The sequence below is a fragment of the Streptomyces sp. DSM 120436 genome (assembly GCF_055778765.1).
This window is the reverse complement of sequence record NZ_JBSKBS010000002.1, coordinates 249,886-273,463: the sequence shown is the minus strand read 5'-3', so window position 1 is coordinate 273,463 and position 23,578 is coordinate 249,886. Positions and strand designations below refer to the sequence as shown.

Annotated in this window: 24 protein-coding genes; 13 read left to right on the top strand and 11 right to left on the bottom strand. The window is 75.9% G+C overall.

Features of this window, described 5'->3' with window-relative positions; genetic code table 11:
- Positions 1 to 244: 244 nt before the first annotated feature.
- Positions 245 to 1,324 carry a P1 family peptidase gene (locus ACWH4W_RS23065; RefSeq protein ID WP_473077763.1) on the top strand — a complete coding sequence of 360 codons (1,080 nt, stop codon included), beginning with the start codon at positions 245 to 247 and terminating at the stop codon, positions 1,322 to 1,324.
- A 132-nt stretch (positions 1,325 to 1,456) separates the two neighbouring features.
- Here the strand turns inward: ACWH4W_RS23065 and ACWH4W_RS23060 are convergent, their stop codons facing one another.
- The gene (locus ACWH4W_RS23060) at positions 1,457 to 2,332 is read right to left on the bottom strand and encodes a hypothetical protein (RefSeq protein WP_473077762.1); all 876 of its coding nucleotides are present in this window, start codon (positions 2,330 to 2,332) and stop codon (positions 1,457 to 1,459) included.
- Between the two features lie 240 nt (positions 2,333 to 2,572).
- On the opposite strand from ACWH4W_RS23060, the gene ACWH4W_RS23055 reads away from it, so the two are divergent.
- The 5 genes from ACWH4W_RS23055 (at position 2,573) to ACWH4W_RS23035 (ending at position 6,269) form a co-directional block, all read left to right on the top strand.
- Complete coding sequence (locus ACWH4W_RS23055; RefSeq protein WP_473077761.1) at positions 2,573 to 4,102, top strand: MFS transporter; 1,530 nt, start codon at positions 2,573 to 2,575, stop codon at positions 4,100 to 4,102.
- 256 nt (positions 4,103 to 4,358) lie between these two features.
- On the top strand, positions 4,359 to 4,523 hold the full coding sequence (rpmG, locus tag ACWH4W_RS23050; protein WP_290009300.1) for a 50S ribosomal protein L33: 165 nt from the start codon (positions 4,359 to 4,361) through the stop codon (positions 4,521 to 4,523).
- A gap of 52 nt (positions 4,524 to 4,575) precedes the next feature.
- Positions 4,576 to 4,833 carry a type B 50S ribosomal protein L31 gene (locus tag ACWH4W_RS23045; protein WP_473077760.1) on the top strand — a complete coding sequence of 86 codons (258 nt, stop codon included), beginning with the start codon at positions 4,576 to 4,578 and terminating at the stop codon, positions 4,831 to 4,833.
- A gap of 50 nt (positions 4,834 to 4,883) precedes the next feature.
- Positions 4,884 to 5,006, top strand: a complete 123-nt coding sequence (locus tag ACWH4W_RS23040; RefSeq protein WP_473077759.1) for a ribosomal protein bL36 — start codon at positions 4,884 to 4,886, stop codon at positions 5,004 to 5,006.
- 198 nt (positions 5,007 to 5,204) lie between these two features.
- Entirely contained in the window at positions 5,205 to 6,269 is a 1,065-nt protein-coding gene (locus ACWH4W_RS23035) for an NAD(+)/NADH kinase (protein WP_473077758.1), read from the top strand.
- A 19-nt stretch (positions 6,270 to 6,288) separates the two neighbouring features.
- Here ACWH4W_RS23035 and ACWH4W_RS23030 read toward each other — a convergent pair whose 3' ends face one another.
- Both ACWH4W_RS23030 and ACWH4W_RS23025 read right to left on the bottom strand, forming a co-directional pair.
- On the bottom strand, positions 6,289 to 6,711 hold the full coding sequence (locus tag ACWH4W_RS23030; protein WP_473077757.1) for a DUF6003 family protein: 423 nt from the start codon (positions 6,709 to 6,711) through the stop codon (positions 6,289 to 6,291).
- A 122-nt stretch (positions 6,712 to 6,833) separates the two neighbouring features.
- Entirely contained in the window at positions 6,834 to 7,241 is a 408-nt protein-coding gene (locus tag ACWH4W_RS23025; RefSeq protein WP_473077756.1) for a DUF4190 domain-containing protein, read from the bottom strand.
- 284 nt (positions 7,242 to 7,525) lie between these two features.
- Here ACWH4W_RS23025 and ACWH4W_RS23020 point away from each other — a divergent pair, with 284 nt between their 5' ends.
- Positions 7,526 to 7,954, top strand: a complete 429-nt coding sequence (locus ACWH4W_RS23020; RefSeq protein WP_473077755.1) for an OsmC family protein — start codon at positions 7,526 to 7,528, stop codon at positions 7,952 to 7,954.
- A gap of 8 nt (positions 7,955 to 7,962) precedes the next feature.
- On the opposite strand, the gene ACWH4W_RS23015 is transcribed toward ACWH4W_RS23020, so the two are convergent.
- The 3 genes from ACWH4W_RS23015 to ACWH4W_RS23005 are packed head-to-tail and all read right to left on the bottom strand — an operon-like array spanning position 7,963 to position 10,591.
- Complete coding sequence (locus ACWH4W_RS23015; RefSeq protein ID WP_473077754.1) at positions 7,963 to 8,784, bottom strand: polysaccharide deacetylase family protein; 822 nt, start codon at positions 8,782 to 8,784, stop codon at positions 7,963 to 7,965.
- Positions 8,785 to 8,811: 27 nt separating this feature from the next.
- Positions 8,812 to 9,729, bottom strand: a complete 918-nt coding sequence (locus tag ACWH4W_RS23010; RefSeq protein WP_473077753.1) for a DMT family transporter — start codon at positions 9,727 to 9,729, stop codon at positions 8,812 to 8,814.
- 13 nt (positions 9,730 to 9,742) lie between these two features.
- Entirely contained in the window at positions 9,743 to 10,591 is an 849-nt protein-coding gene (locus ACWH4W_RS23005; RefSeq protein WP_473077752.1) for an SDR family NAD(P)-dependent oxidoreductase, read from the bottom strand.
- Positions 10,592 to 10,743: 152 nt separating this feature from the next.
- Here ACWH4W_RS23005 and ACWH4W_RS23000 point away from each other — a divergent pair, with 152 nt between their 5' ends.
- Complete coding sequence (locus ACWH4W_RS23000) at positions 10,744 to 11,913, top strand: MGDG synthase family glycosyltransferase (RefSeq protein ID WP_473077751.1); 1,170 nt, start codon at positions 10,744 to 10,746, stop codon at positions 11,911 to 11,913.
- Between the two features lie 12 nt (positions 11,914 to 11,925).
- Here ACWH4W_RS23000 and ACWH4W_RS22995 read toward each other — a convergent pair whose 3' ends face one another.
- Positions 11,926 to 12,702 carry a ribonuclease BN gene (locus ACWH4W_RS22995; RefSeq protein WP_473079237.1) on the bottom strand — a complete coding sequence of 259 codons (777 nt, stop codon included), beginning with the start codon at positions 12,700 to 12,702 and terminating at the stop codon, positions 11,926 to 11,928.
- Positions 12,703 to 12,985: 283 nt separating this feature from the next.
- On the bottom strand, positions 12,986 to 13,822 hold the full coding sequence (locus tag ACWH4W_RS22990; RefSeq protein WP_473077750.1) for an MBL fold metallo-hydrolase: 837 nt from the start codon (positions 13,820 to 13,822) through the stop codon (positions 12,986 to 12,988).
- Positions 13,823 to 14,017: 195 nt separating this feature from the next.
- Here ACWH4W_RS22990 and ACWH4W_RS22985 point away from each other — a divergent pair, with 195 nt between their 5' ends.
- Positions 14,018 to 15,058 (top strand): DNA topoisomerase IB, encoded by a 1,041-nt coding sequence (locus tag ACWH4W_RS22985; RefSeq protein WP_473077749.1) that lies wholly within the window; start codon positions 14,018 to 14,020, stop codon positions 15,056 to 15,058.
- Between the two features lie 31 nt (positions 15,059 to 15,089).
- Here ACWH4W_RS22985 and ACWH4W_RS22980 read toward each other — a convergent pair whose 3' ends face one another.
- Positions 15,090 to 16,007, bottom strand: a complete 918-nt coding sequence (locus tag ACWH4W_RS22980; RefSeq protein WP_473079236.1) for a UbiA family prenyltransferase — start codon at positions 16,005 to 16,007, stop codon at positions 15,090 to 15,092.
- Between the two features lie 7 nt (positions 16,008 to 16,014).
- Between ACWH4W_RS22980 and ACWH4W_RS22975 the strand changes: the two genes are divergently transcribed.
- From ACWH4W_RS22975 to ACWH4W_RS22965, 3 genes are read left to right on the top strand one after another with little or no spacing between them, the layout of a single operon-like run.
- On the top strand, positions 16,015 to 17,151 hold the full coding sequence (locus ACWH4W_RS22975) for a type III polyketide synthase (RefSeq protein ID WP_473079235.1): 1,137 nt from the start codon (positions 16,015 to 16,017) through the stop codon (positions 17,149 to 17,151).
- Positions 17,152 to 17,161: 10 nt separating this feature from the next.
- The gene (locus tag ACWH4W_RS22970) at positions 17,162 to 17,677 is read left to right on the top strand and encodes an isoprenylcysteine carboxyl methyltransferase family protein (protein WP_473077748.1); all 516 of its coding nucleotides are present in this window, start codon (positions 17,162 to 17,164) and stop codon (positions 17,675 to 17,677) included.
- Complete coding sequence (locus tag ACWH4W_RS22965; protein WP_473077747.1) at positions 17,674 to 18,702, top strand: NAD(P)/FAD-dependent oxidoreductase; 1,029 nt, start codon at positions 17,674 to 17,676, stop codon at positions 18,700 to 18,702. Before ACWH4W_RS22970 ends, ACWH4W_RS22965 begins: the two co-directional genes overlap by 4 nt.
- 12 nt (positions 18,703 to 18,714) lie before the next feature.
- Here ACWH4W_RS22965 and ACWH4W_RS22960 read toward each other — a convergent pair whose 3' ends face one another.
- Together ACWH4W_RS22960 and ACWH4W_RS22955 are read right to left on the bottom strand one after the other, a co-directional pair.
- On the bottom strand, positions 18,715 to 20,784 hold the full coding sequence (locus tag ACWH4W_RS22960) for a SpoIIE family protein phosphatase (RefSeq protein WP_473077746.1): 2,070 nt from the start codon (positions 20,782 to 20,784) through the stop codon (positions 18,715 to 18,717).
- Between the two features lie 331 nt (positions 20,785 to 21,115).
- Entirely contained in the window at positions 21,116 to 21,484 is a 369-nt protein-coding gene (locus ACWH4W_RS22955) for an STAS domain-containing protein (protein WP_473077745.1), read from the bottom strand.
- 339 nt (positions 21,485 to 21,823) lie between these two features.
- Here ACWH4W_RS22955 and ACWH4W_RS22950 point away from each other — a divergent pair, with 339 nt between their 5' ends.
- Complete coding sequence (locus ACWH4W_RS22950) at positions 21,824 to 23,557, top strand: PP2C family protein-serine/threonine phosphatase (protein WP_473077744.1); 1,734 nt, start codon at positions 21,824 to 21,826, stop codon at positions 23,555 to 23,557.
- Positions 23,558 to 23,578 lie beyond the last annotated feature (21 nt).

Sequence of the window (23,578 nt, the reverse complement as noted above, 5' to 3'; positions counted from 1 at the left end):
ATGAGGAGCCCTTTCGTGAACCGTTCCGCCGGCGGGCCGAGACCCTCCGTGCCCCGGTCCGAGCAGGCCGCGCCGGCCGCCGCGACGGCCCTGCCGCCACGGCGCGCAGCGGGAGCCGCCGCCGGCGCATGACTGCTGACGCCGGATCTCACGCGAGGTCACGGGCGGCCAGGAGGGGCGCCCTGGCTGTGACCACGCGGCTCGCCGGCGGCCCTACGGAGGACGCTGTGTAAGGTCCCGCCCCATGACCCCACCGTCCCCCGCCCCCGCCCCCGCCCCCGGCCCCCGCCCCCGCGCCCGTGACCTGGGCATCGTCATCGGACCCACCCCCACCGGACCGCTCGACGCCCTCACCGACGTGCCGGGAGTCCGCGTCGGACACACCACCCTCCGGCCCCGCCCCGACGTGCACAGCGGCGTCACCGCCGTCGTCCCCGACGGCGTACGTCCCGGAGCCCCGCTCCCCGCCGGCGTGTTCACCGGCAACGGGTACGGCAAGCTCATGGGCACCACCCAGCTCGCCGAACTCGGCGAGCTGGAGACTCCCGTGCTGCTCACCTCCACGTTGTCCGCGTTCCGGGCCGCCGATGCCCTCGTCGGGTGGATGCTCGAACAGCCCGGATGCGAGGACGTGGTGAGCCTCAACCCCGTCGTGGGGGAGTGCAACGACGGTTTCCTGTCCGACATCCGCCGCCGGCCCGTGCGCGAGGAGCACGTCCGCGCCGCGTTGGACGGGGCGTCGGCGGGGACGGTCGCCGAAGGGTGTGTCGGCGCGGGGACCGGCACCGTCGCTCTCGGGTTCAAGGCCGGTGTCGGGACGTCCTCCCGCACACCGGAGGTGAGGGGCCGCCGTGTCACCGTGGGCGCCCTCGTGCAGGCCAACTTCGGCGGCGCCCTGCGCGTCCTCGGACGGACCGTCACGCCCCGCTCGCCGGGGCTGGAGGACGCCGGGCCGCCCGCGGAGACCGGGTCCTGCATGATCGTGGTCGTCACGGACGCCCCGCTCGACGCCCGGCAGCTCACCCGCGTCGCACGCCGCGCCGTCTTCGCCCTCGCCCGCACGGGCGCGGCCTACAGTCACGGCAGCGGTGACTACGCCGTGGCCTTCACCACCACCCGGTCCGGCGCCGCGCCCCCGCTCGCCGACGCCGACCTGAGCCCCCTCTTCGAGGCGGTCCTCGACGCGGTGGAGGAGGCGGTCCTCAACTCCCTCCTCGCCGCCACCACGACCACGGGCTACGCCGGACGCACCGTCCCCGCCCTCCCCGCGGACCGGCTCCTCGCGGCAGCGGCAGGGGGCACGGCATCATCCACCGGCCGCTGATCCCGGCAGTCCCACACCGTCGCCGGTCCCACACCGTCGCCGGCCCCGGACCCACCGCCACCGCCGGGCGTGCCCCCACCGTCGGGCCCGCCGCCCGAGGGAGCCGCCGGACCCGTCACCCGGCCACCCCGGTCAGTCGATCCCGCTCGGCGTCGGCGACGGCGTGCGCCCCGCGAGCACTTCCTGCAGCCGCTGCGTGCCCTGCTCCACCGCGGCCGACGTGGTGTCGTGGTCGGCGCCCTCCAGCCCGCCGTTGGTGACCGTGATCGCGTCCGCGCCGATCCGCACGGCGGCGACGTCCAGGCTCAGGGTGGCGGGGACGCCGTTGCTCTCGCCCTTCACCGTCACGGTCAGCCCCTGCCGGGCGTCGCCGACCTGCGGCAGCGACGTCTCGATGACCTGGACCGTGCGCTCCCCGGCGTCGCCGCCGGTCAGCGTGAACTGGTCACAGGTGTCGGGCAGCCGGCTCAGCCACTGCAGGGAGTCGTCCAGCTCCGCCTTGTCGTACGCGGCGACCTGGTACAGCAGCCGCGAGTCGCCCTCCTGGAAGCCGGTGAGCGCGGAGGCGCCGGTGGGTGTGCCCAGCAGCGTCTCGTCGAACAGCGCGTCGACCAGCCGCCGGCAGTCCGCCGTGCCGCTCGTGCCGTCGACGAACGCGGCCACGTCGACGCTGCCCACCAGCAGCGAGTCCCGCCACTCGCGCGGGTCCCGCACCTGCGTCCAGTCGTCCTCCAGGTCCGCCGGGGTGATCAGCGCGTTCCGGGCGCCCTCCTCGCCGAGGTCCGACGGTGACGCCGAACCGGAGGGCGATTCGCCGGCGGGCGTGGAGGCCGCGGGCGACGTGGTCTGCGCGGCGAGGCCCCGCTCGGCGGCCGTGGACGAGGTGTCCGCCCCGGGCGACACGCTGCCGTCCGAACCGGAACAGGCCGCCGCGGCGAACAGCGTGCCGACGGCCAGGGCGGTGGCCAGGGCGCGGACCGGCCGGGTGAGCGGACGAGGGGTGGTCACGTGTGCCTCCTGTGGGACGGACGGTCGCCCGGCGCCTCCCCGCACCGGACACGCTTGCCCCCCTGACCTCCCACCGCACCACCGCTCCGCCCGTGCGACCAGCGCAGCGGAGGCATACAGGTGAGGGCGCCGGGAACACGGGCCCGTGGCTCCGGCCGGACGCGTACCGGCCCGGCGGCCGCGACGACTCCGACGGGCGCCCCCCCACGGCGCCTGCGCGGGAACGCTGATACGTTCCCGTTGCACCGCTATGTCCCGGAAAGGAAAGAAGCCACGTCCCCCACCGACAACGGCCCGACTCCGTCCCCCGAGGCGGCCAGGCGCCATCCGACGCTGTTCCGTGCCATCCGTCGTCGGCGGAATCCGCCGCTGCGGCGGTCGGACATCACGGTGACGGACGAGCGGGCGGTCAAGCGCGCGGTGAAGGCCGCCTCGCTCGGCAACGCCATGGAATGGTTCGACTTCGGGATCTACGCGTACCTGGCCGGCACCATCGGCAGGGTCTTCTTCCCCTCGGGGAACGAGACGGCGCAGCTGCTGTCCTCCTTCGCCACCTTCGCGGTGGCCTTCCTGGTGCGCCCGCTGGGCGGCATGGTCTTCGGACCGATGGGCGACAAGATCGGCCGCAAGAAGGTCCTCGCCCTGACGATGATCCTGATGGCGATCGGCACGGCCGCGATCGGCATGCTGCCGACGTACGCGGCGGTCGGCTTCTGGGCCCCGCTGCTGCTGATCCTCTTCCGGCTGCTCCAGGGCTTCTCCACCGGCGGCGAGTACGGCGGCGCCTCCACCTTCATCGCCGAGTACGCCCCCGACCGGCGGCGCGGTTACTTCGGCAGCTTCCTGGAACTGGGCACGCTGGCCGGCTACACCGGCGCGGCGACTCTGGTCGTGGGGCTCACCGCCTGGCTCGGCTCCGACACCATGGACGCCTGGGGCTGGCGCATCCCCTTCCTGATCGCCGGTCCGCTCGGCATCGTCGGCATCTACCTGCGGCTGAAGCTGGACGACACCCCCGCCTACCTCAAGCTGGGGGAGGGCAACGTCCACGTCTCCGACGCCGCGAACCAGGTGGAGACCACCGCCCGCGGCGACCTCGCCAAGATCTTCCGGCAGCACTGGCGGGTCCTGGTGCTGTGCATCACCCTGGTCGGCGCGTACAACATCACCGACTACATGCTGCTGTCGTACATGCCGACGTACCTGTCCGACGAGCTGGGCTACTCCGAGTCGCACGGACTGCTGATCCTGGTCGCCACCATGGTGCTGCTGATGCTGATCATCAACCAGGTCGGCCGGCTCAACGACCGCTTCGGGCGCAAGCCGCTGCTGATGGCCGGCATGCTGGGCTTCCTGTTCCTGTCCGCGCCGGCGTTCCTGCTCGTGCAGGAGGGCAGCCTGCTCGCGGTGTCGGCCGGCATGCTGATGCTCGGCCTGTCCCTGGTCTGCCTGCTCGGCACCATGTCGGCCGCGCTGCCCGCCATGTTCCCGACGCCCGTGCGCTACGGCTCCCTGTCGGTCGGCTACAACCTGTCGGCCTCGCTGTTCGGCGGCACCACCCCGCTGGTGATCACCGCGCTGATCGGCGTGACCGGCTCGGACATGATGCCCGCGTACTACGCGATGGCGGCCGCCCTGGTCGGTGTGATCGCGGTGGCCTGCATGAAGGAGACGGCGCAGCAGCCCCTGGAGGGGTCTCCGCCCTCGGTGCAGACCGAGGAGGAGGCCGCGGAGATCGTGCAGGCGCAGGCGCCGTCCCCGAAGTTCTGACGCGGACGCCGGCGAGGAGCACCACGCGCCGCCCGGGCCGGGGACCCCGGTTCTCGAAGCCCGGTGCGGCGCCGTCGGGGCCCTCCGCGGAGGGGCACGTCGAGGGCAGGCCGCCCGCCCGTCCCGAAGGTCACCGGACCGAGCCGGACGACACCGGCGCGGGTGGCGGAATAGGTGACCGGAGGCCGCTGTTACACCTGCTGCCTGACATGCGCGAGTCATTCGACTCGGGCGGTGACGGCGGAAGGAGCACCTCATGGCACGCAGCACGGCACGCCCCCTCGTCAAACTGAAGTCCACGGCCGGCACGGGCGTCACCTACGTGACGCGCAAGAACCGTCTGAACGACCCGGACCGCCTGGTCCTGCGGAAGTACGACGCGGTCGCCGGACAGCACGTCCTCTTCCGCGAGGAACGCTGACCCACCCCGTCTCCGCCGCTTCCGGCGGCGGAGGCCGCGGGAAAGGACACCCGTGGGGCACGGCATCCGCCCCGCCTCCCGCCCGGTCGTCTTCCGCGACCGCGCGGCAGGGTTCCCGTTCCTGACCCGCTCCACCCCCGACTCCGACGGGACGGCCGAGGGGGAGGACGGCACGACCCGTCCGGTCGTCGACGCCGAGATCTCGTCGGCGAGCCACCCGTTCCGCACCGGCACCGCGCGCGTCCTCGACACCGCGGGACGCGTGGAGCGCTTCGAGCGGCGCCACGGCACCGCTCCGGCCCGCCGCTGACCGGGACCCGGCCCTTTCCCGGGCACCCCGGGCCCCCACAGGAGTACGTGATGAAGGTACGCAAGTCCCTGCGCTCGCTGAAGGCCGGGCCCGGCGCCCAGGTGGTGCGCCGCCGGGGCGTGACCTTCGTGATCAACAAGAAGGACCCGCGCTCCAAGGCCCGCCAGGGCTGACGAGCCGCAGGCCCCCCACGACGTCCGCACGGCCCGGCACCGCACTCCGCGGTGCCGGGCCGTCGGCGTGTTCCCCGCGCCGCCCGGCGGCCGCCTCCCGGTGCGGCGCACCCGCCGCGCGGCCAGGATGGAAGGACGTCGCGGGACCGGGCGGGTGACGCCTGGCGCGACGGGGCGGACGGCAGCCGGGAGGCGGAGATGACGGTGAACCGGGTCGGCCTGGTCGTGCACGGCGGACGCCCCGAGGCGGTCGAGGCCGCCGGCACGGTCCGTGACTGGTGCGAGGAGCACGGCGTCGCTTGCGAGGACGTCGACGTGTGGGCCGACGGCGGCCGGCGCAGCGCCCGCCAGGAGGTGGCCGCCGCGGGCGACCCCGACCTGGTCGTCACCCTCGGCGGCGACGGCACGTTCCTGCGCGGCGCCCGGCTGGCCGCCGCCGCGGACGCCCTGGTCCTCGGCGTCGACCTCGGCAGGGTGGGCTTCCTGACGGAGGTGCCGATGACCGGGGTGCGCACCGCGCTGGACGCCGTCCACGAGGGCCGCCTGGCGGTCGAGGAGCGGATGCTGCTGACCATGCGCGCCTCCCGGCGCCTGGAGATCCCCGCGGACATCGAGGCGCTCATGCGGTACGGACGCGGCCCGCTGCTGCCGCCGACCAGCGTGCGCCCCGACTGCGAGACGGGCGGCGAGTGGGGCGTCCCGCTGGACGTGACCGCCCTCAACGACGTGGTCCTGGAGAAGCTCGCCCGGGACCGGCAGGTCTCCGCCGGCGTCTACCTCTCCGGCCGCCTGCTCGCCTCGTACTCCGCGGACGCGCTGCTGGTGGCGACCCCGACCGGCTCGACGGCGTACAGCTTCGCCGCCGGCGGTCCGGTCGTCTCGCCGCGCGCGGAGGTGCTGGTGTTCACGCCGGTCGCGCCGCACATGACGTTCGACCGCTCGGTCATGGCCGCGCCGGACGAACCCGTCGGACTGCGGATCCTGGAGCGGTCCGGGCGGGCGGCCGTCAGCGTCGACGGCCAGGTCCGGGGCGTCATCGGCCCGGGCGACTGGATCGGCGTGTACGCGGCCCCCCGCAGGCTGCGCGCCGTACGCCTCGGCCCGATGGACTTCTACGGGCGGCTGCGCGAGCGGATGAACCTGACCGACGCGCCCGCGGCGGTCGCCGACGGCGCGCCCGCGCCCCTGTGGCCGGTGAGCAGCCCCCCGCCCGGGGACCTGGCCCACCTCGCCATGCCCGGGAGCACGGCCGCGCGGCCCTGACCGGGCGTGTGCCGGGGACTCAGCGGGCGAGCGCCTTGACGGTCGTCAGGTCCTCGCCGGTCAGCTCCGCGATCCGGTGGGCGGGCACCCCGGCCGCCACGGCACGGGCGAGCAGCGCCTCACGGCCCTCCGTGCACGAGCGGTAGGCGAGCAGTTCCTCCTCCACCCGCGCGACGTCGTGAGGGGCGTTGAGCTGCCGCACGCGGCTCAGCTCCTCGTCGCCGAGGGGGACGGGCAGCCGCTCGGCGCCCTCCGGAACGGCCGAGGTCTCCTCCGGCGGCAACAGCCGCAGCCCGGGCGACGTCACGGTGACCCCCTGAGCCTCCAGCCACGCCCGCACGGCAGGAGTGTCCAGGAAGGCCGCGTCCTCCACGGCGGCGAGCGGCACCCCCAGCGACACGGCGGGGTCGTCGAACAGCACGACATAGGCGTCGTCGGTCATCGTCGGTTTCCTCCTGCGAGAGCGTGCGGTCCCAGTTCGGTGGACCTCCTTTACCCCTGATCGGGCGGTCCACGACAGGGACGCGGCACCCACGCCGCGTCCCACCCCGATCGCGCGATCCCTTACCGGTCGTCGACCTGCCGGTCGAAGTCCCGCGCGCACTCCTGCCGGTCGCTCCGGCTGTTCGCGTGCTCGACGCAGTCCTGGTAGTCCTTGAACTCGTCGCTGTTGATCACGGCCACGCCCAGCGCCAGCAGCACCGACGACACCACGAGGGCCAGCGCGCCCAGCACCGCGCCGATGACGGCCATCGTCCCGTTCGTCGCCACGCCCCGTTTGCCGCGCCGGAAGCCGAGCACGCCGAAGACCACGGCCAGCAGGCCCAGCACGATGCCGCCGATCGCGGTCCAGAACAGCAGGGCGCCCACGATGCCCAGGACCAGTGCTGCGATGCCGAAGCCGTTGCGCCGTTCACCCGTGCCCGCCTGCCGCGGATAGCCCGTCCCGTGGTGCCCGTGCGTCGAAGTCATCGGTGAGTCCTTCGGTCTGAGGGGTTGTCAGTCGCGCTTGCCCCGTCCGTGTGCCCGGGCGGGTCGCCGACATGCCGGACGCCGGCCTCACCGCCCGGGACGGCGACCGCCCCCGGCGGCAGGGCGCCGCCCCGCCCGTGCCACCCGCCCCTCGCCTTCGTCCGGCCGCTCACCGCGACCGTCGACCCGGACGGGACCCCCTCCCGCATGCCGTTCCCCCCTCCGGTGACGCGTCACCGGCCGGTGCGCACCGGGACCGCCGGGCGGCGGACTACTGTCGGCGCATGAGCGAAGCGTCCAAGCGTTCCGTCGTCGTCGAGCGGACGAGCGGCAGCCGGTTCACCGCCACCAACCCGCGGGGCGGGACCATCCGGTTCAGCACCGACGGGGGTGACGCCTTCACCCCCGTCGAACTGCTGCTCGCCGCCATCGGGGGCTGCTCGGCGGCCGACGTCGACGTCGCCACCAGCCGGCACGCCGAGCCGGCCGCGTTCACCGTGGAGGTGAGCGGCGACAAGATCAGTGACGAGCGGGGCAACCGCCTGACCGGCCTGCGGGTGACCTTCCACGTCGCGTTCCCGGACGAGGACGGCGCCGAGCGGGCCCGCGCGATCCTGCCGCGCGCGGTGCGGACGTCCCACGACCGCCTGTGCACCGTCAGCCGCACCGTGGAGCTCGGCACGCCCGTCACCACCGTGGTCGCGGAGGACTGACGGCCCTCTCACGCGCGCCACGACCGGCCGGGCGCCGACGGGCGCGGGACGGCGTCCCGCCCGCCCGGCGCCGGGGGAGCGGTGGCGTGCGCCTGCGCCGTGCCGTGCTCGGCGAGCGGGCCGACGGTCAGACCCGCGGCGCGGCACCCGGCCACCAGGCCGGGCAGCGCGCCCAGCGTGGCCCGCCAGCATCCCGGCGCCGCCGTGCGGTCCGTGTCGTGCAGCAGGACCGTGCCGCCGCCGCGCAGGTCCGCCTCGACCGTGGCGCACACCGAAGCGGGGGTGGCCGAGGCCGTCCAGTCCCGTCCCCAGGCCGTCCACAGCACCGGACGCAGCCCCGCCGCGCGGGCGGCGGCCCAGCGTCCGGAGGTGAGGACGCCGTACGGCGGCCGGTACCACAGCGGGGTCAGCCCCGTGACGTCCCGCACGGCCTCGACGGCGCGGCGCAGGGCGCGGGCGTCGCGCGCCGGCAGCCACGGCCGGTCGTGGCTCCAGCCGTGCACGGCCACCTCGTGCCCCCGCCGCACCGCCTCCCGCACCACCGCCGGATGCCGTACGACCCCGTCGCCGAGGACGAAGAAGGTCGCCCGCACGCCGAGGCCGTCCAGCGTGTCGAGGAAGCGGGGCGTGGACGCGGGGTCGGGTCCGTCGTCGAAGGTCAGGGCGACGTGACGGGGGTGTCCGACGCCGGCGAGTCGGGGGGACAGGCGTTCGCGGACCACGGGCAGCCAGGTGGCCGCGGGGCCGATGTGCGCCAGTGCGGCCGCGGCGAGCGGCAGCCCCGCGGCCGCGGCGCGCCGCGCGGCGGTCCGGGGGAGCGGATCGGTCATGGCGGGGCCTCCTGATCACGGGGCGGCTCACGGCGGGTGGGACACCCGTTGCTGCGCCTCCGGGCCCGGGTCGTCCCGCGCCCTGGCCCGGTCCCAGCCGCCCCCGACCGACGGGGCGCGTGCCAGGCCGACGCTGCCCGCGCCCATCAGCGCGATGCCGATCACCTCCGGCGCCACCCGCGCGCCGAGGCTGATCTGCTCCCCGAACAGCGCCCAGCCGAGAGCCACGCTGGTGAGCGCGTCGCCGAGGGTCAGGGCGGGCTGGGACGCGGCCAGCGTGCCCGCCCGGAACGCGGCCTGCAGCAGCAGGAACGCGACCACCCCCACCAGGACGGTGGCGTACAGCGGCCAGGTCGACAGGACGGCGGCCGGGCCGTCCTGGATCAGACCGGTGACCTCCTTGAGCAGTGCGGCGGTCGCCGAGAACGACACGGCGGACGCCAGCCCCAGCAGCGCGGCGCGCGGCGCGCCCCGCACCGTGCGGGACACCGCCACCAGCGACACCACCACCGCCAGCAGGGCCGATCCCGCCGGCCACCAGTGTCCGGGGACGGCCGTGGACCGCCCGGGCGTCGGCGCGGCCGCGGTCAGGAAGAGGGACAGGCCCGCCGCGAGGGCGACGAAGGCCAGCCAGGTTCTCAGATCCGGGCGGCGGTGGAAGACCAGGCTCCCCACCGCCAGGGTGAACAGCAGCTCGGCCGCCATCAGCGGCTGCACCAGCGCGAGACTTCCCACCCCGAGCGCGGCCGCCTGGAACACCGTCGACAGGGCGAGCATCCCCGCGCCCGCCAGCCAGTGCGGCCGCCGCAGCACGCGCCCGAGCCAGCGCAGCGCCTGCCGCGGCCCCTGGCCGCTCTCCGGCTCGTCGGCGGCGGCCCGCCGCTGCAGCACGGAGGCCGCGGCGTTCGCCAACGCCGCGAGGAGCGCCAGGACCACGGTCAGCACGCCGCGGCGCCGCTCATCCGAACGTGGCGGCCAGCCGCCGGTACAGCCCCGGCGCCGCGCCGCGCACCCTGGCCGGCAGGCGCAGCCATCCGGGGACGTAGACCTCGTTCCGCCCCCGGACGACGGCACGCCACACGGCGTCGGCCACCCGCTCGGGCGGCACCGGCCGGGGCCGGGTCCGCGCGTAGGGTGTGCCGCGCCGGTCGAAGAACGGCGTGTCCACCACCCCCGGCACGACGAGGCTCACGCCCACGCCGGTGCCGCGCAGCTCGTACCGCAGGGCGTCGGCGAAGACCGCCACCGCCGCCTTCGACGCCGAGTAGACCGCCTCGCCCCGCACCCCGACGGCCCCCGCCAGCGACCCGACGAGCACCACGCGGCCGGAGCCCGCCTCCACCATGGGGGGGACCACCTGCCGCACCAGCCGCAGCGTGGTCAGCAGATTGACCTCCATCACCTCGTCGAAGGCGCGGCGGGTCATCGTGGTGAAGTCACCGGCCCAGCCGACCCCGGCACACGCCACCAGCAGGTCCAGCCGCCCCACCGCGTCCAGCGCGAACCGGGTCAGCCGCCGCTCGGCGGCCGGCCGGGTGAGGTCCTCGGGGAACACCGCGGCGGAGGCCCGCGCGGCGGTCTCGGCCAGACGCCGCGCGTCCCGGCCGTTGAGCACCAGACGCCACCCCTCCGCGGACAGCCTGCGCGCCACGGCGGCGCCGATGCCGGAGGACGCGCCGGTCACCAGCGCCGTGCCCGGGCGCCGCGCCGCCGCTCCGGGACGCTCCCGTACGTCGTCGGCGAACACCGCCGGTGTCCGGGTGTCGGAGGCGCCGGCCGTACCGGCGCGGGAGGGTGCGTGGGGCATGGGCTGACCTCGGCTGCTGGGCGGACACCGGAAGCGGCCGGCTGTGACCACTCCCGTCGTCCGGGAGGGGGTGAGCCCGGAGTATCCAGGTCAGGGACGCCCGAAACGCCCGGCGGGCGTTTCACCGGAGCGCCGGAGGTGACTCGGCGGACGTGCTTCCGTCCTCCCCGGCCGCACACCGGGGCGCCGCCCGGCGGGCCGGCGCCCGCCGGGTGCTGGTGATCAGCGCGAGCATGGGCGCCGGCCACGACACGGTGGCCCGTGAACTCGTCCGCCGCGCCCGCGCGCGGGGCTGCGAGGCGGACACGGTCGACCTGATGCGGCTGCTGCCGTACGGCACGGGCTCCGGGCTGCGCGCCTTCTACCGGACGTCGGTGCGCCACGCGCCCTGGGTGTACGACGGCCTCTACCGGGCATTCCTGCGCCCCGGCGACCACACCCGCCCCAGCGGCGTCCCGCTCGCCCGGCTCGCCTCCGACGGGCTGGTCCGGCTCGTGGAACGGACCGGCGCGGACGTGGTCGTGCCCGTCTTCCACCTCGCCGCGCAGCTCACCGGCCACCTCAGGGCACTGGGCCGACTGCGCGTCCCCAGCGCCGTGTTCGTCCTCGACTTCGCCGTGCACCGGCAGTGGCTGCACCCGGGCAACGACGCCTGCCTCTGCCTCACCGGCCAGGCCGCCGCCGACGTACGCGCGGCCCTGCCCGGCACGCACGTCGAGACCACGGGCCCGGTCGTGGCGCCCGGCTTCTCCGCCCCCGCCCACGGCGCCGACGCGTGGCGGAAGCGGTTCGAGCGGTACGCCCCGGGACGGCCGCCCGTGCTGCTGTCCGCGGGCGCCTGGGGAGCCGCCGCGGGCCTCGACGGGACCGCCCGGCTGCTGGCCGGCGCCGGTTACCTCCCCGTGGTGCTGTGCGGCCGCAACCAGGCGCTGCGGTCCCGCACCGCCCGTGTGCCGGGCGCGCTCGCCCAGGACTGGGTGACCGACATGCCGGGCCTGCTGCACGCGGTGCGCGTGCTGGTCGACAACGCCGCCGGCCAGACCGCCGTGCAGGCCCTGGCCGCCGGACTCCCGGTGGTCGGCCACCGCCCGTTGCCCGGACACGGCGCCGACGGGGTCCGCCGGATGGCGGAACTCGGTCTCTCCGAGACGGCCGCCGACGGCCCCGCCCTGCTGGACGTCCTGCGGCGGCTGACCACGGAGGGCCCCGACGCACGCCGGCGGCGGGCGGCACGCGGGCGTGCGGTCTTCCGCGCCGACGTCCTGGAGCGCGCCACCGCCCTGGCCGACCGGTCCGCCGCGGCGGCCCGCGGCCCGCGGTGACGGCGGCCCCCGTCACTCGGCGCCGACCCGCTGCCGCTCCTCGTGCCGGTGCCGGTGCCGGTGACCGAGGTGGAAGAGGCCGTGGTGGGTGAGCAGCCAGTGCCCGAACAGGGCGCCGCCGTACACGACGAAGCCCACCCCGATCAGCCAGGACTCCACGACCAGGACCACGCCGACCGTGCCGTAGCTGACGGCGTTGTCCACGATCAGCGGGGTGAAGACGTAGGAGGAGAAGACGCGCAGGCCGATCAGGCCCGCCATGGTGGCGACCGCGCCGGGGAGCAGGTCCCGCCAGCGGATCTGGCTGCCCAGCAGGAAACGCTGGCCCCACCAGAAGAACAGCACCCCGGTCGCCGCCGTCAGGGTGATCCGCTCGGGCCCGTGCAGCAGCGTGCGCGTGCGCACCTCCTGGTACAGGTACGCGGTCAGCACGACGAGCCACAGCGCCTGCCGCCACACCCGGTGCCAGGGGCCGTGCGGCAGCCGCCACACCCGTTCGTAGCCGTTCTGGACGCTGCCGCCCAGGGCGATGCCGAACAGGGCGAGGACCAGACCGCCCCAGACGCTGGTGGTGCCCACCACCTTGCGCGGCGGGCTGATGATCTCCGTGAGCACCCGCGCGGACCGGCCGGTGAGTCCCATGCCGTCCGCCAGCCAGGTCGCGAAGCCGCCCCGGCCCAGCGGGTCCGCGGCGGCCACGACGATCAGCAGCGGCGCCAGGGTCACCAGCGCGAGGGTGGCGAAGCCCATGGCCCGGTGCATCAGCTCCAGCTCACGGCCCCGCGCCATCAGGGCGTGGGCGCCCAGCCACCTCCAGCTGTTCTGGAGCACGCCGAGGTACCGCCTCACGGTGCCCCTCCTTCGCCTGCCCGGGCACGCGCCGCGAAGTGACCCGCGGCGGGACCGGAGCGTCTCGTGCCACGCCGAGGGCGGGCCGGGGCGCCGCGCGGCACCCGCTCCGCTCCCCGCGCCCATCATCCGGCGACCGCGACGGGGCCCGCCACTTCGCCCGGCCCGTCCGGTCCCGCTGGACAACCGCCCGTGACGGCCGTCCGGCGGGGCGCGGCGGGGCTCAGTGGCGGGTGTCCCCGCCGACCGTGACCCGTTCGCCCGGCCGGCAGCGCAGGATGCGGCCGCCGTGGCCGCGCCGGGCGGCCTCGGCGAGGAAGTCCGACAGCGGCGAGCGAAAGACGCCGTAGTCGTCGTGGTGGACGGGCAGCGCCCGGTGCGGACGGATCACGTCGAGCAGGTCGACGCCCTGTCCGGCGTCCATGGTGACGACCAGCCCGCCGGGCAGCGTGGTCCCGCCCAGGTGCAGCACCGCCAGGTGGATGTCGGGGTGCCGTCGGGCGATCTCGCGCAGCCCGTCGAACATCAGCGTGTCGCCGGAGACGTAGAGGACCAGGCGGATACGGCCGGAGCGGTCGCCGAACTCCAGCAGGCTCCCCATCACCGGCGGCAGCAGACGGCGGACCGGAGCCGGCGCGTGCCGCCCGGGCAGCGCGGTCACGCGGACCAGCGACTTGCCGCGCAGCAGGGTGTGGCTCTGCCAGGTGCGCAGGCCCACGGCGCGGTGGAACCCGAACACCCCTTGCAGGACACGGGAGGCGTGCGGGGTCGTCAGGAACGGCAGACCCCGGTCCAGATGGCGCCGGGCCACCCGGTCGAAGTGGTCGCCGTGCAGATGGGACAGCACCACCGCGTCCAGGTCGGCGTGCGGGAGATCGGTGACGTCGACGGCGGGCTCGGTCAGCCGGCGCGAGACGAGGCCGTAGCCGAGGTGCGCCAGCTGTCCCCGGTGCAGGAAGTTCGGATCGGTCAGCAGGGTCAGGTCCCCGTAGCGGATCAGCAGGGTGGCGTTGCCGATGAACTGCACCTCGACGGTGCCCGTGGGCGGTGTGTGCTGCACGGCGAACTCCCTCCGCCATCTCCGGCGTCCCGAGCACGACCCGGGTGCTCCCGCGCGGCCGTCCTACACCCGGCGGAAGCCGCCCGGGTGCCGGACGCGGGATCGCGGGTACCCGCGCCGGTGGTCCCAGTTCTCCACCCCCCGGCCGCGCGCCCCGCCGCGCGCGACGGACGGGTTGCACGCCGGGAGGTCCGGTTGCGTCTCCGCCACAGTCGTCCCACCGACGCCGGGTACCGCAGGCTGCGGCACGGGCGCGGCTTCCGCTACCTCGACACCCGGGGCGAGCCCCTGCGCGACCCCGAGGAGCTGGCCCGCGTCCGCGCGCTGGTCATCCCGCCGGCCTGGACGGACGTGTGGATCTGCGCCCGCGCCAACGGCCACCTCCAGGCCGTGGGCACCGACACCGCCGGACGCCGGCAGTACCTCTACCACCCGCGGTTCCGCGCCGAGCAGGAGGCCGCCAAGCACGAGCACGTCCTCGACGTCGCCGAGGCGCTGCCCGCGCTGCGGGAGACCGTCGAGGGACACCTCGGCGACCGGGGCCTGACCCGCTCCCGCGTCCTCGCCACTGCCGTCCGCCTGCTCGACCTCGGCTTCTTCCGCATCGGCAGCGACCGGTACGCCGAGCTCAACAACAGCTACGGCCTCACCACCCTGCTGCGGGAGCACTCGAGCTGCCGGGCGGGCGCGGTGCGGTTCAGCTACACCGGCAAGCACGGCAAGGAGATCGTCCAGACCGTGGCCGACCCCGCCGTCTGCCGCAGCCTCACCGCGCTGCTGCGCCGCCGCGGCGGCGGCGACCGGCTCCTGGCGTACTGGGAGGGACGCGCCTGGCACGACGTGAGCAACGCCGACGTCAACGCGTACCTCAAGGAACTGGCCGGTCTCGAGGTCACCGCCAAGGACTTCCGCACCTGGCACGCCACCGTCATGGCCGCCGTCGCCCTGGCCGTCTCGGAGCCGGTCGCCCGCAGCGAGACCGCCCGCCGCCGCGCCATCGCCCGCGCCGCGCGCGAAGTCGCCGGATACCTCGGCAACACCCCCGCCGTCTGCCGCGCCTCCTACATCAACCCGCGCGTGATCGAGCTGTACGAGGAGGGCGTCACCGTGGCGCCCGCCCTGCCGCACCTGGGGAACGAGGCCGCGTTCGGCATCCCCGCCACCCAGGGCGTCGCCGAGCGGGCCGTGCTGAGCATGCTGCGCACAGGGGCCCCGCCCGCCCCGACGGGGGAGTGAGGCGCGGAACGCCCCCTGCGCGCCCCACCCCCTACGCGCCCCCGCCCCCGGCCAGTTCCGCCCCGGACCACAGCAGCCGCGTCACCGCCAGCCCCGCCACCGCCATCGCCGCCCGGAACGGCCACCGGCTGCGCGGCCCCGCCGCCAGGGCCGTGCCCGCCACGGCCACCGCGCCCGCCGCGACGGCCAGGCACAGCCCGCCCGGACCCGCCGCGCCGGGCGGACCCGCGACGACCACGCCCACGGCCGCCAGCATCACCAGCGGGGCCAGCCACCGGCAGACCGTGCGGCCCAGCCGCTGCGGCAGCCCCCGCACGCCCGTCGCCAGGTCGTCCTCGATGTCCGGCAGCACGTTCACCAGATGCGCCCCCACTCCCAGCAGCGCCCCCGCCGCCACGGCCCACCACGCGGGCCAGGCGGGCCGCGACAGCCCCAGCGTGACGAACACCGGGAGCGCGCCGAACCCCACGGCGTACGGCAGCGGCGACAGCACCGTGTGCTTCAGCCGCAGGTTGTAGCACCAGCCCGCCGCCACCCCCGTCAGATGCGCCGCCGCCGCGCCCGGCCCGCCGAGCAGCGACAGCGGCACGCACAGCACCAGGGCCGTCCACGCCGCCCCCGCCACCGCCCGCGCGGACAGCCGCCCCTGCGCCACCGGCTTGTCCGTCCGCCCGCAGGCCGTGTCGCGGCGCGCGTCGGCCGCGTCGTTGCACCAGCCCACCGACAGCTGACCGGCCAGCACCGCCGCCCCCACCGCCGCAGCCCCCACGAGGCCGTGCCCCGCCGCCACCGCCAGCGAGGTCACGAACACCGTGACGGCCAGCGCCGGCTCCGGATGACAACAGCGCAGCAACGCCGGGAGACGGCGCGGCGGCGTACGCGGAAGAACCCCGGTCGGGTGGTGGGACACGGGTGCACGGTAGCCGGGCGGCGACGGCGAGGAAGGCATGACCGACATGCGTGTCCCTCTCATCGCCGACCCGGCGCCCGCCGCCCCTCCGCCTCCGGACGCCGCCGCGGCGACCACCACCGTCGCCGCCGTGCACACCGTGCTGCCGCCCCACCGCTACCCCCAGGACCGGCTCACCGAGCCCATCGGCGACCTGTGCCTGGCCCCGGGCGCCGACCGCGCCGTGCTGCGCCGCCTGCACGCGTCCGCCGGTGTGCGCACCCGTCATCTCGCCCTGCCCATCGAGCGGTACGCGGCGCTCCGCGACTTCCGCGAGAGCAACGCGGCGTGGCTGACGGCGGGCCTCGACCTGGCCGAACGGGCGCTCACCACCGCGCTGGCCCGGGCCGGGCTCGCCCCGGCCGACGTCGACCTGCTGGTGTGCGCCTCCATCACCGGCGTCGCCGCCCCGTCCCTCGACGCCCGGCTGGCCGGACGGATCGGCCTGCGGCCCGACGTCAAGCGGCTCCCGGTGTTCGGCCTGGGCTGCGTCGCGGGCGCCGCCGGCCTGGCCCGCGTCCACGACTACCTGCGCGGGCACCCCGGCGGGACCGCCGTGCTGCTCACCGTCGAACTGTGCTCGCTGACCCTGCAGAAGGGCGACGGCTCCCGCGCCAACCTGGTCGCCGGAGCCCTGTTCGGCGACGGAGCGGCGGCCCTCGTCGCCCGCGCCGCCGCGACCGGCCGGGCGGGACCGGAACCGGCCGCCGGACCCGTGGTCGTCGCCACCCGCAGCCACCTCTACCCGGGCACCGAGCACCTCCTCGGCTGGGACGTCGGCGCCGGCGGCTTCCGCGTCGTCATCGACCCCGCCGTCCCCGCACTGGTCCGCCGCGACCTGGGCGCGCAGGTCCGCGGCTTCCTCGCCGGACACGGCCTGGGCATCGCGGACATCGGCGCCTGGGTGTGCCATCCGGGCGGCCCCAGGGTGCTGGAGGCCGTGGCCGACGCGCTCGCCCTGCCCGACGACGCCCTCGCCCCGTCGCGGCGCTCGCTCGCCGCCGTCGGCAACCTGTCCTCCGCCTCGGTCCTGCACATCCTCCAGGGCTTCACGGAGGTCCACCGGCCCGCGCCGGGCACCTGGGGACTGCTGATGGCGATGGGCCCGGGCTTCTGTTCCGAACTCGTCCTGCTGCGCTGGTGAGGTGCCCGTCATGACCTGGTACACGCTGCTCGTCCTCGCCGTGGCCGTCGAACGCCTCGCCGAACTCGGCACGGCCCGCCGCAACGCGGCGTGGACCCGCGCACGGGCCGGGGTGGAGCACGGCCGCGGCCACTACCCCGTCATGGTCGTCCTGCACACCGGCCTGCTCGTGGGCTGCCTGCTCGAACCCCTCCTCGCCGGCCGCCCGTTCCTGCCCGCCCTCGGCTGGCCCGCGCTGGTGCTCGCCCTGCTCGCCCAGGCGCTGCGCTGGTGGTGCGTCGTCACGCTGGGCCCGTACTGGAACACCCGGGTCATCGTCGTCCCCGGCGCCCGCCTCGTCGGCGGCGGCCCCTACCGCTTCCTCCGCCACCCCAACTACGCCGCCGTCGTCGTCGAGGGCGCCGCCCTGCCCCTGGTGCACTCGGCGTGGATCACGGCGACCGTGTTCACCCTGGCCAACGCGGTGCTGCTGACCGTGCGCGTCCGCTGCGAGAACGCCGCCCTCACCCGCGCGGTGCCCGCGTGAGACGCCCCGACCTCCTCGTCGTCGGCGGCGGACCGGCGGGCCTGGCCACCGCCCTGCACGCCGCCCGCGCCGGCCTGGACACCGTCGTCGCGGAACCCCGCCCGGCCCCGGTCGACAAGGCGTGCGGCGAGGGCTTGATGCCCGGCGCCGTCCGCGCCCTCACCGCCCTCGGCCTGCACGCCCCCGGCCACCCCCTCACCGGCATCCGCTACGTGCAGGGGCCCTGCCGCGTCGAGGCCGCGTTCCGCCAGGAGCGGGGCCTCGGCGTCCGCCGCACCGACCTGCACACCGTCCTGCACCGGGCGGTCCTCGACGCGGGCGTGCCCGTCCTCCCGCTGCGCGTGGACGGCGTACGGCAGGACGCGGACGGCGTGACCGTCCCCGGGGCGGGGCTGCGCGCCCGGTGGCTCGTCGCCGCCGACGGCCTGCACTCACCCGTGCGCCGCTTCCTCGGCCTGGACCGCCCGGCCCGAACCGCACCCCGCTACGGACTGCGCCGGCACTACGCCGTACCGCCCTGGTCGTCCCACGTCGAGGTGCACTGGGGACCGGACGCCGAGGCCTACGTCACCCCCCTCGGCCCGGAACTGGTCGGCGTGGCCCTGCTGACCACGCGCCGGGCCCCCTACGACGTCCAGCTGGCCGGCTTCCCCGAGCTGGCCGCCCGCCTCCCGCCGCACACGGCCGTCACCCCGGTCCGCGGCGCCGGCCCCCTGCGCCGCCGCTCCCGCACCCGCGTGCACGGCAGGGTCCTGTTCGTCGGCGACGCCGCCGGATACGTCGACGCGCTGACCGGTGAGGGCGTCTGCCTCGCTCTCACCGGCGCCCGCGCCCTCGTCGCCAACCTCCGCGACGGCACGCCCGGCCGCTACGACGCCGACTGGGCCCGCGCCACCCGCCGCCACCGCGTCCTGACGGAAGCGCTGGTCAGGACGCGCCGGCAGCCCGCGCTCGCCCCGCACATCGTCCCCGTGGCCGCGCGCCTGCCCCGGCTGTTCGCCGCGGCGGTCCAGGCCCTCGGGTGAGCCGGCGGGCGGTCACCCGCGGTCCGGATCGGGACTGAGGAGCAGCAGGGCGATGTCGTCGCCGGGCGTGGGGGCGTGCCGGACGAGCGTGTCGGCCATGGCGTCCAGGTCGCAGGGGTCGGACTGCTCCACCAGACCGGCGAGGGCGGCGATCGCGTCGTCGGGGTCCACCCCCGGCGCCTCGACCAGCCCGTCGGTGTAGAGCACCAGCACACAGCCGGGCGGCAGGGCGAACTCCAGCGACGGGTAGCGGGCCGTCGGGTCGATGCCGAGAAGCAGACCGGGCGGGATGTCCAGCAGCTCGGTGCGCCCGTCGCCGTGCCGCACCAGGGGCGGCGGATGCCCCGCGGTGGCCAGGCAGGCCCGTCCGCGGCCGAGATCCAGGTGCGCGTACAGACAGCTGGTGAACAGCCCGGGGTCCAGGTCGGTGAGGAGCCGGTTGGCGCCGCGCAGGACGTGGTCCGGGGGCGCGCCGACGGTGGCGTGGGCGTGCACGGCGGTGCGGACCTGCCCCATGAGCGCCGCCGCGTCCACGTTGTGCCCCTGCACGTCCCCGATGGCGGCCGCCGCGGTGTTCTCGTCGAGGTGGATCAGGTCGTAGAAGTCGCCGCCGATGCCCAGGCCGCGGGCGGCCGGCAGGTAGCGGGCGGCGACCCGCAGTCCGGGGACGCGGGGCAGGCTGTGGGGGAGCAGCGCCGACTGGAGCCGGTGGGCGAGGCGGTCCTTGCTGTCGTAGAGGCGGGCCCGGTCGAGGGCCTGGCCGACCAGACCGGCCAGGGAGGTGAGGACGGCGCGTTCGCTGGGCGGGAAGCCCTGCGGCCGGTCGTAGGAGAGCAGCAGGGAGCCGATCGGGCGGCCGGAGGAGATCAGCGGCAGGACCGCCCACGCGGCCATCCCGTCCTCGTGCGCCACCTTCGGGTACGCGGCCGCCATCTGCTCGAAGGCCGGGAAGAAGGCGGGCTCCCCGGTGGCCAGGACCGCCGCCCCCGGAATCTCCCGGCTCAGCGGCACGCCGTCGAACCGGGCGAGCAGCTCGGTGCTGTAGCCGCGGTGGCCCAGTATCCTCAGCCGGCCGTCCTCGGCCGTCATGAGCACCATGGCCTGGGCGCCGAGGGCGGGCAGCAGCTGGTCGGCGGTCTGGTCCACGACGTCCTGCACCCCGACGGCCTCGGTCAGCGTGGTCGCCAGGTGCATCAGGTGGTACAGCACCGTGGCCCGGCCGGGACCCCGCGCCGTCTCCGCGACCGGATCCGCGTCCTGCTGATCGGTGGCGCGGTCGACGCGCACGCTGATGCCGGAGGGGTCCGGGTACAGCTCGAACGACAGCCAGGTGCCGGGAGGCCGCAGCACCCGGAACTCCTGCGGGGCCCGGCTGATCACCGCCGCGCGGTAGCGGTCCTCGACGTGGGGGACGTCCATCCACGGCAGGACCTCCCACGGCAGGGCGCCCAGCAGGCGGTCCGGGGCGGCGCCGACGAGTTCGGCGGCGGCCGGGGTGACGAGGGTGATCCGGCCGTGCAGGTCGAGGGCGACGTACCCGCCCGGCAGCCGGTCGAGGAGCGCCGTGCCGGCCCACGCCTCGGCAGCCGTCGGAGTGCGCCCCGGCTCCGGCGGCAGGATGCGCGGCCGGCCGGTGGAGAGGAGCGGCTCGCCGCGCCGGGCGGCCTGCTCGAAGAGGTGGCCGAGGCGACGGGAGCCCGCGCGGACGGCGTCGTGCTCGGCGCGGCTGAGCTGCGGCGGGTGCCCGCTCGGCCAGAGCAGCACCAGCCCTCCCCGGATTCCCTTGTCCGACGCGACCGGTACGGCCGCCAGGGCGAAGTCGTAGGGGAGCACCACCGCCGGCCGCGGGTAACGGCGCGCCATCTCCACCTGGCTGTTCACCCACACCAGGCGCTCCTCGCGCACCGCGTCGGCCACCGGTACCGGGTCGCTCACCGCCACTCTGCTCCACGGCGCGACCATCTCGCGCGAGGCGCCGGACACCAGGGTCAGCCAGAGGGCACGGCGGTCGGGGGTGAGGACGTAGAGCAGGGCGCTGGAGGCTCCGGCCGCCCGCACGAGTTCGGTGAGCGCGGTGTCCATCAGCCACCCGCCCGGCCGCCCGGCGGGGACGAGACGGGTCCGTCGACCGGCGTCACCCGAACTTCTCCCATACCGGGACACTACGCCGAAACCGGATCGGAGGCATCCAGCGCCGGGGCGGCACGGGTCAGGCGCTGCCGCCTGGAGCGGACGGCCCACAGGCCCCGGCGCGCAGCACCGGCATCATCGTCTCGACCTCGCCCCCCCGCGAGGTGGTCCAGGACCATCCGGCTGACCTCGGCGGGCCTCGCGGAGCCGACGGGTGCACGGGAGCCGCCCCGGACCGCCCGACGAGAACCGTCCCGCGGCTCCGCCCGTGGGGCGGGCCCGGTCAGGGCGAGGGCGGCCGGGCGGCGCGGAACGCCTCGGCGACACCGGAGTGGAAGGTGAACACCTCGTCCAGCCCCACCATGCGCAGCACCCGCATCTGGGCGGGAGCGACCCCGGCCAGGCTGAGCCGCGACCCCTTGCCCTGGGACCGCCGGTAGGCCGTCACGAACACGGTGATCCCCGACGAGTCGCAGAAGGTCAGCCCGGACAGGTCCAGCACCACGCCGTACGGACCGAACGGCGCCTCGTTGACGGCTTCCGTCAGCAGCGGGGCCGTGTGATGGTCGAGCTCACCGGCCACCTCCAGGACGTACGGGCCCGTGACGCTGGGGCGGGGGGTCACGGTGAACGTCTCGTCCGGTACGGACACGGAGTCTCCTCGGCGGGGTTTTCGGCGCATACGGGGTGATCCCGACCTCCGCCCATCCCGTGGTGCCCGGCCGGCCGGTTCATCCTACGAAGTGCCGACCGGTGACTCGCGCACGCCCCGGCACTCGACGCTTCCCGTACCCGCCCGGGCCCGTACCGGCCCGGTACCGGACCCTGCGGCGGTCCGCGGATCAGGGGCGGACGGCCCGCACGCGTGAGGGACGTGTGATGATCTGGAGGGTCACGTCGTGCTTCCCGGTTCCCCGCCACGGTCCGGCCGAGCACTCGGAACGCGGGAACCGCGACCGGTTCCCTGGGCGACAGTCGGCGAGGAGGGGACATGGACACGGCGGCCGAAGGGGCAGGGCCCGGCGGTGAGGACACCGGAACGGTCCCCGGCGAGGCGATCGGCGAGACGCTCGCCCTGATCGGCACCGGCGCCTACGCCGTGGACGGACGAGGGACGATCGTCGCCGTCAACGCCGTCGCCGAGCGGCTGCTGGACCGGCCCGCCGCCGAACTCGTCGGCGCCGACGCGCACGACCTGCTGCACCGCAACGCCCGCGGCGAGTCCATGCCGACCTCGCAGTGCCGCATGCGGCCCGCCTTCCTCGCCGGCCGCCCGGCCCAGGACGACGACGAGTGGTACGAGAAGGGCGACGGCACGCTGCTCCCCGTCGCCTGGAGCATCGTCCCCTGTGCCGCCGGGGCCTACGACACCCTGGTCCTCGTCCTGTTCCACCCCCGCGAGGCCGCCACCGGGGCGCACGGCCTCGCCACGGCCCGCGAAGGGACGCTCGACGAACTGGAGCGGCTCGCCCTGCTGGCGGAGACGACCACCCAGCTGACGTCCACCCTCTCCGTCGACGAGGCGCTGCGCCGTCTCGTGTCACTGGTGCTGCCGCGCCTCGCGGACTGGGCGGTCGTCGACCTGATCAGCGAACACGACGAAGTGTGGCGCACCAAGGTGGTGCACCTCGAGGACGGCGTCCCGGTCTCCCGCCATGACCTGGAAGGACCGATGGCGCCCGTCCCCGCCGAGTCCCCCATGCCGCTGTCCCGGGCCCTGCGGGGCGTCTCCTCGACCATCGCCGGCCCCGAGACCTACGAGCGGTCCCCCGACTCGGGCATCGCCGTCGAGCAGCGCCGGCTGTTCGAGGCCACGGGCATGCACTCGGCGGCCATCGCCCCCATCCGCGGTCTGCGCGAGGTGCTCGGCGCCCTGACCCTCGGCCGGTCCGAGCAGGCCGAGGCGTTCACCCCCGCCGACCTCACCCTGCTCGAGGACATCACCCGCCGCGCCGGACTGGCCCTGGACAACGCCCGCCTCTACCAGCGGCAGCGCAAGGTCGCCGAGACCATGCAGCGCTACCTGCTGCCCCAGCTGCCCCGCGTCACCGGCCTGGAGATGACCTCCCGCTACCTGCCCGCCCCCGACGCCTCCTACGTCGGCGGCGACTGGTACGACGCCTTCACCCTCGGGGACGGCGACACCGCGCTGGTCATCGGCGACGTCTCCGGGCACGACCTGGAAGCCGCCGCGGGCATGGCCCAGCTCCGCAACGTGCTGCGCTCCTACGCCTGGTCCCAGAACGAGCCGCCCGGCCGCGTCGTCGAGCGGGTGGACCGCGCCGTGCTGCGCATCACCGACGTCTCCATGGCCACCCTGGTGCTCGCCGTTCTGGGGACGGACGAGGAGGGGCGGTGGACCCTGCGCTGGACCAACGCCGGCCACCCGCCCCCGCTCCTGGTCACCCGCGAGGGCGTGGCCGGCTACCTCACGGACGGCGGCGGCATGCTGCTGGGCACCGGCGCCGACCGCCCGCGCGGCGACGGATCGACGGTCCTGCCGCCGGGGTCCACCCTCGTCCTCTACACGGACGGGCTCGTCGAGTCCCCCACCCACTCCATCGACGAGGGGCTGGAGCGGCTGCGCCGGCACGCCGCCGTGCTCGCCCACCGCACGGTCGAGGCGTTCACCGACGAACTGCTGCGCAGGGCGCGTCCCGCCGACAACGACGACGACGTCGCCCTCCTCGCCGTGCGCGTCGGCACCCGCCCCGGACACGGCTGACCCGCCCGGGCGAGCGAAGGG

Bases quoted from the DNA above. Each gene is read 5' to 3' on its own strand.
- ACWH4W_RS23040 (WP_473077759.1), top strand. From the start codon at position 4,884: ATGAAGGTACGCAAGTCCCTGCGCTCGCTGAAGGCCGGGCCCGGCGCC.
- ACWH4W_RS23025 (WP_473077756.1), bottom strand. From the start codon at position 7,241: ATGACTTCGACGCACGGGCACCACGGGACGGGCTATCCGCGGCAGGCG.
- rpmG (WP_290009300.1), top strand. From the start codon at position 4,359: ATGGCACGCAGCACGGCACGCCCCCTCGTCAAACTGAAGTCCACGGCC.
- ACWH4W_RS23015 (WP_473077754.1), bottom strand. From the start codon at position 8,784: ATGACCGATCCGCTCCCCCGGACCGCCGCGCGGCGCGCCGCGGCCGCG.
- ACWH4W_RS23030 (WP_473077757.1), bottom strand. From the start codon at position 6,711: ATGACCGACGACGCCTATGTCGTGCTGTTCGACGACCCCGCCGTGTCG.
- ACWH4W_RS23020 (WP_473077755.1), top strand. From the start codon at position 7,526: ATGAGCGAAGCGTCCAAGCGTTCCGTCGTCGTCGAGCGGACGAGCGGC.
- ACWH4W_RS23065 (WP_473077763.1), top strand. From the start codon at position 245: ATGACCCCACCGTCCCCCGCCCCCGCCCCCGCCCCCGGCCCCCGCCCC.
- ACWH4W_RS23005 (WP_473077752.1), bottom strand. From the start codon at position 10,591: ATGCCCCACGCACCCTCCCGCGCCGGTACGGCCGGCGCCTCCGACACC.
- ACWH4W_RS22995 (WP_473079237.1), bottom strand. From the start codon at position 12,702: ATGGCGCGGGGCCGTGAGCTGGAGCTGATGCACCGGGCCATGGGCTTC.
- ACWH4W_RS22975 (WP_473079235.1), top strand. From the start codon at position 16,015: ATGCGTGTCCCTCTCATCGCCGACCCGGCGCCCGCCGCCCCTCCGCCT.
- ACWH4W_RS22970 (WP_473077748.1), top strand. From the start codon at position 17,162: ATGACCTGGTACACGCTGCTCGTCCTCGCCGTGGCCGTCGAACGCCTC.
- ACWH4W_RS22950 (WP_473077744.1), top strand. From the start codon at position 21,824: ATGGACACGGCGGCCGAAGGGGCAGGGCCCGGCGGTGAGGACACCGGA.
- ACWH4W_RS22980 (WP_473079236.1), bottom strand. From the start codon at position 16,007: ATGCCTTCCTCGCCGTCGCCGCCCGGCTACCGTGCACCCGTGTCCCAC.
- ACWH4W_RS22960 (WP_473077746.1), bottom strand. From the start codon at position 20,784: ATGGACACCGCGCTCACCGAACTCGTGCGGGCGGCCGGAGCCTCCAGC.
- ACWH4W_RS23035 (WP_473077758.1), top strand. From the start codon at position 5,205: ATGACGGTGAACCGGGTCGGCCTGGTCGTGCACGGCGGACGCCCCGAG.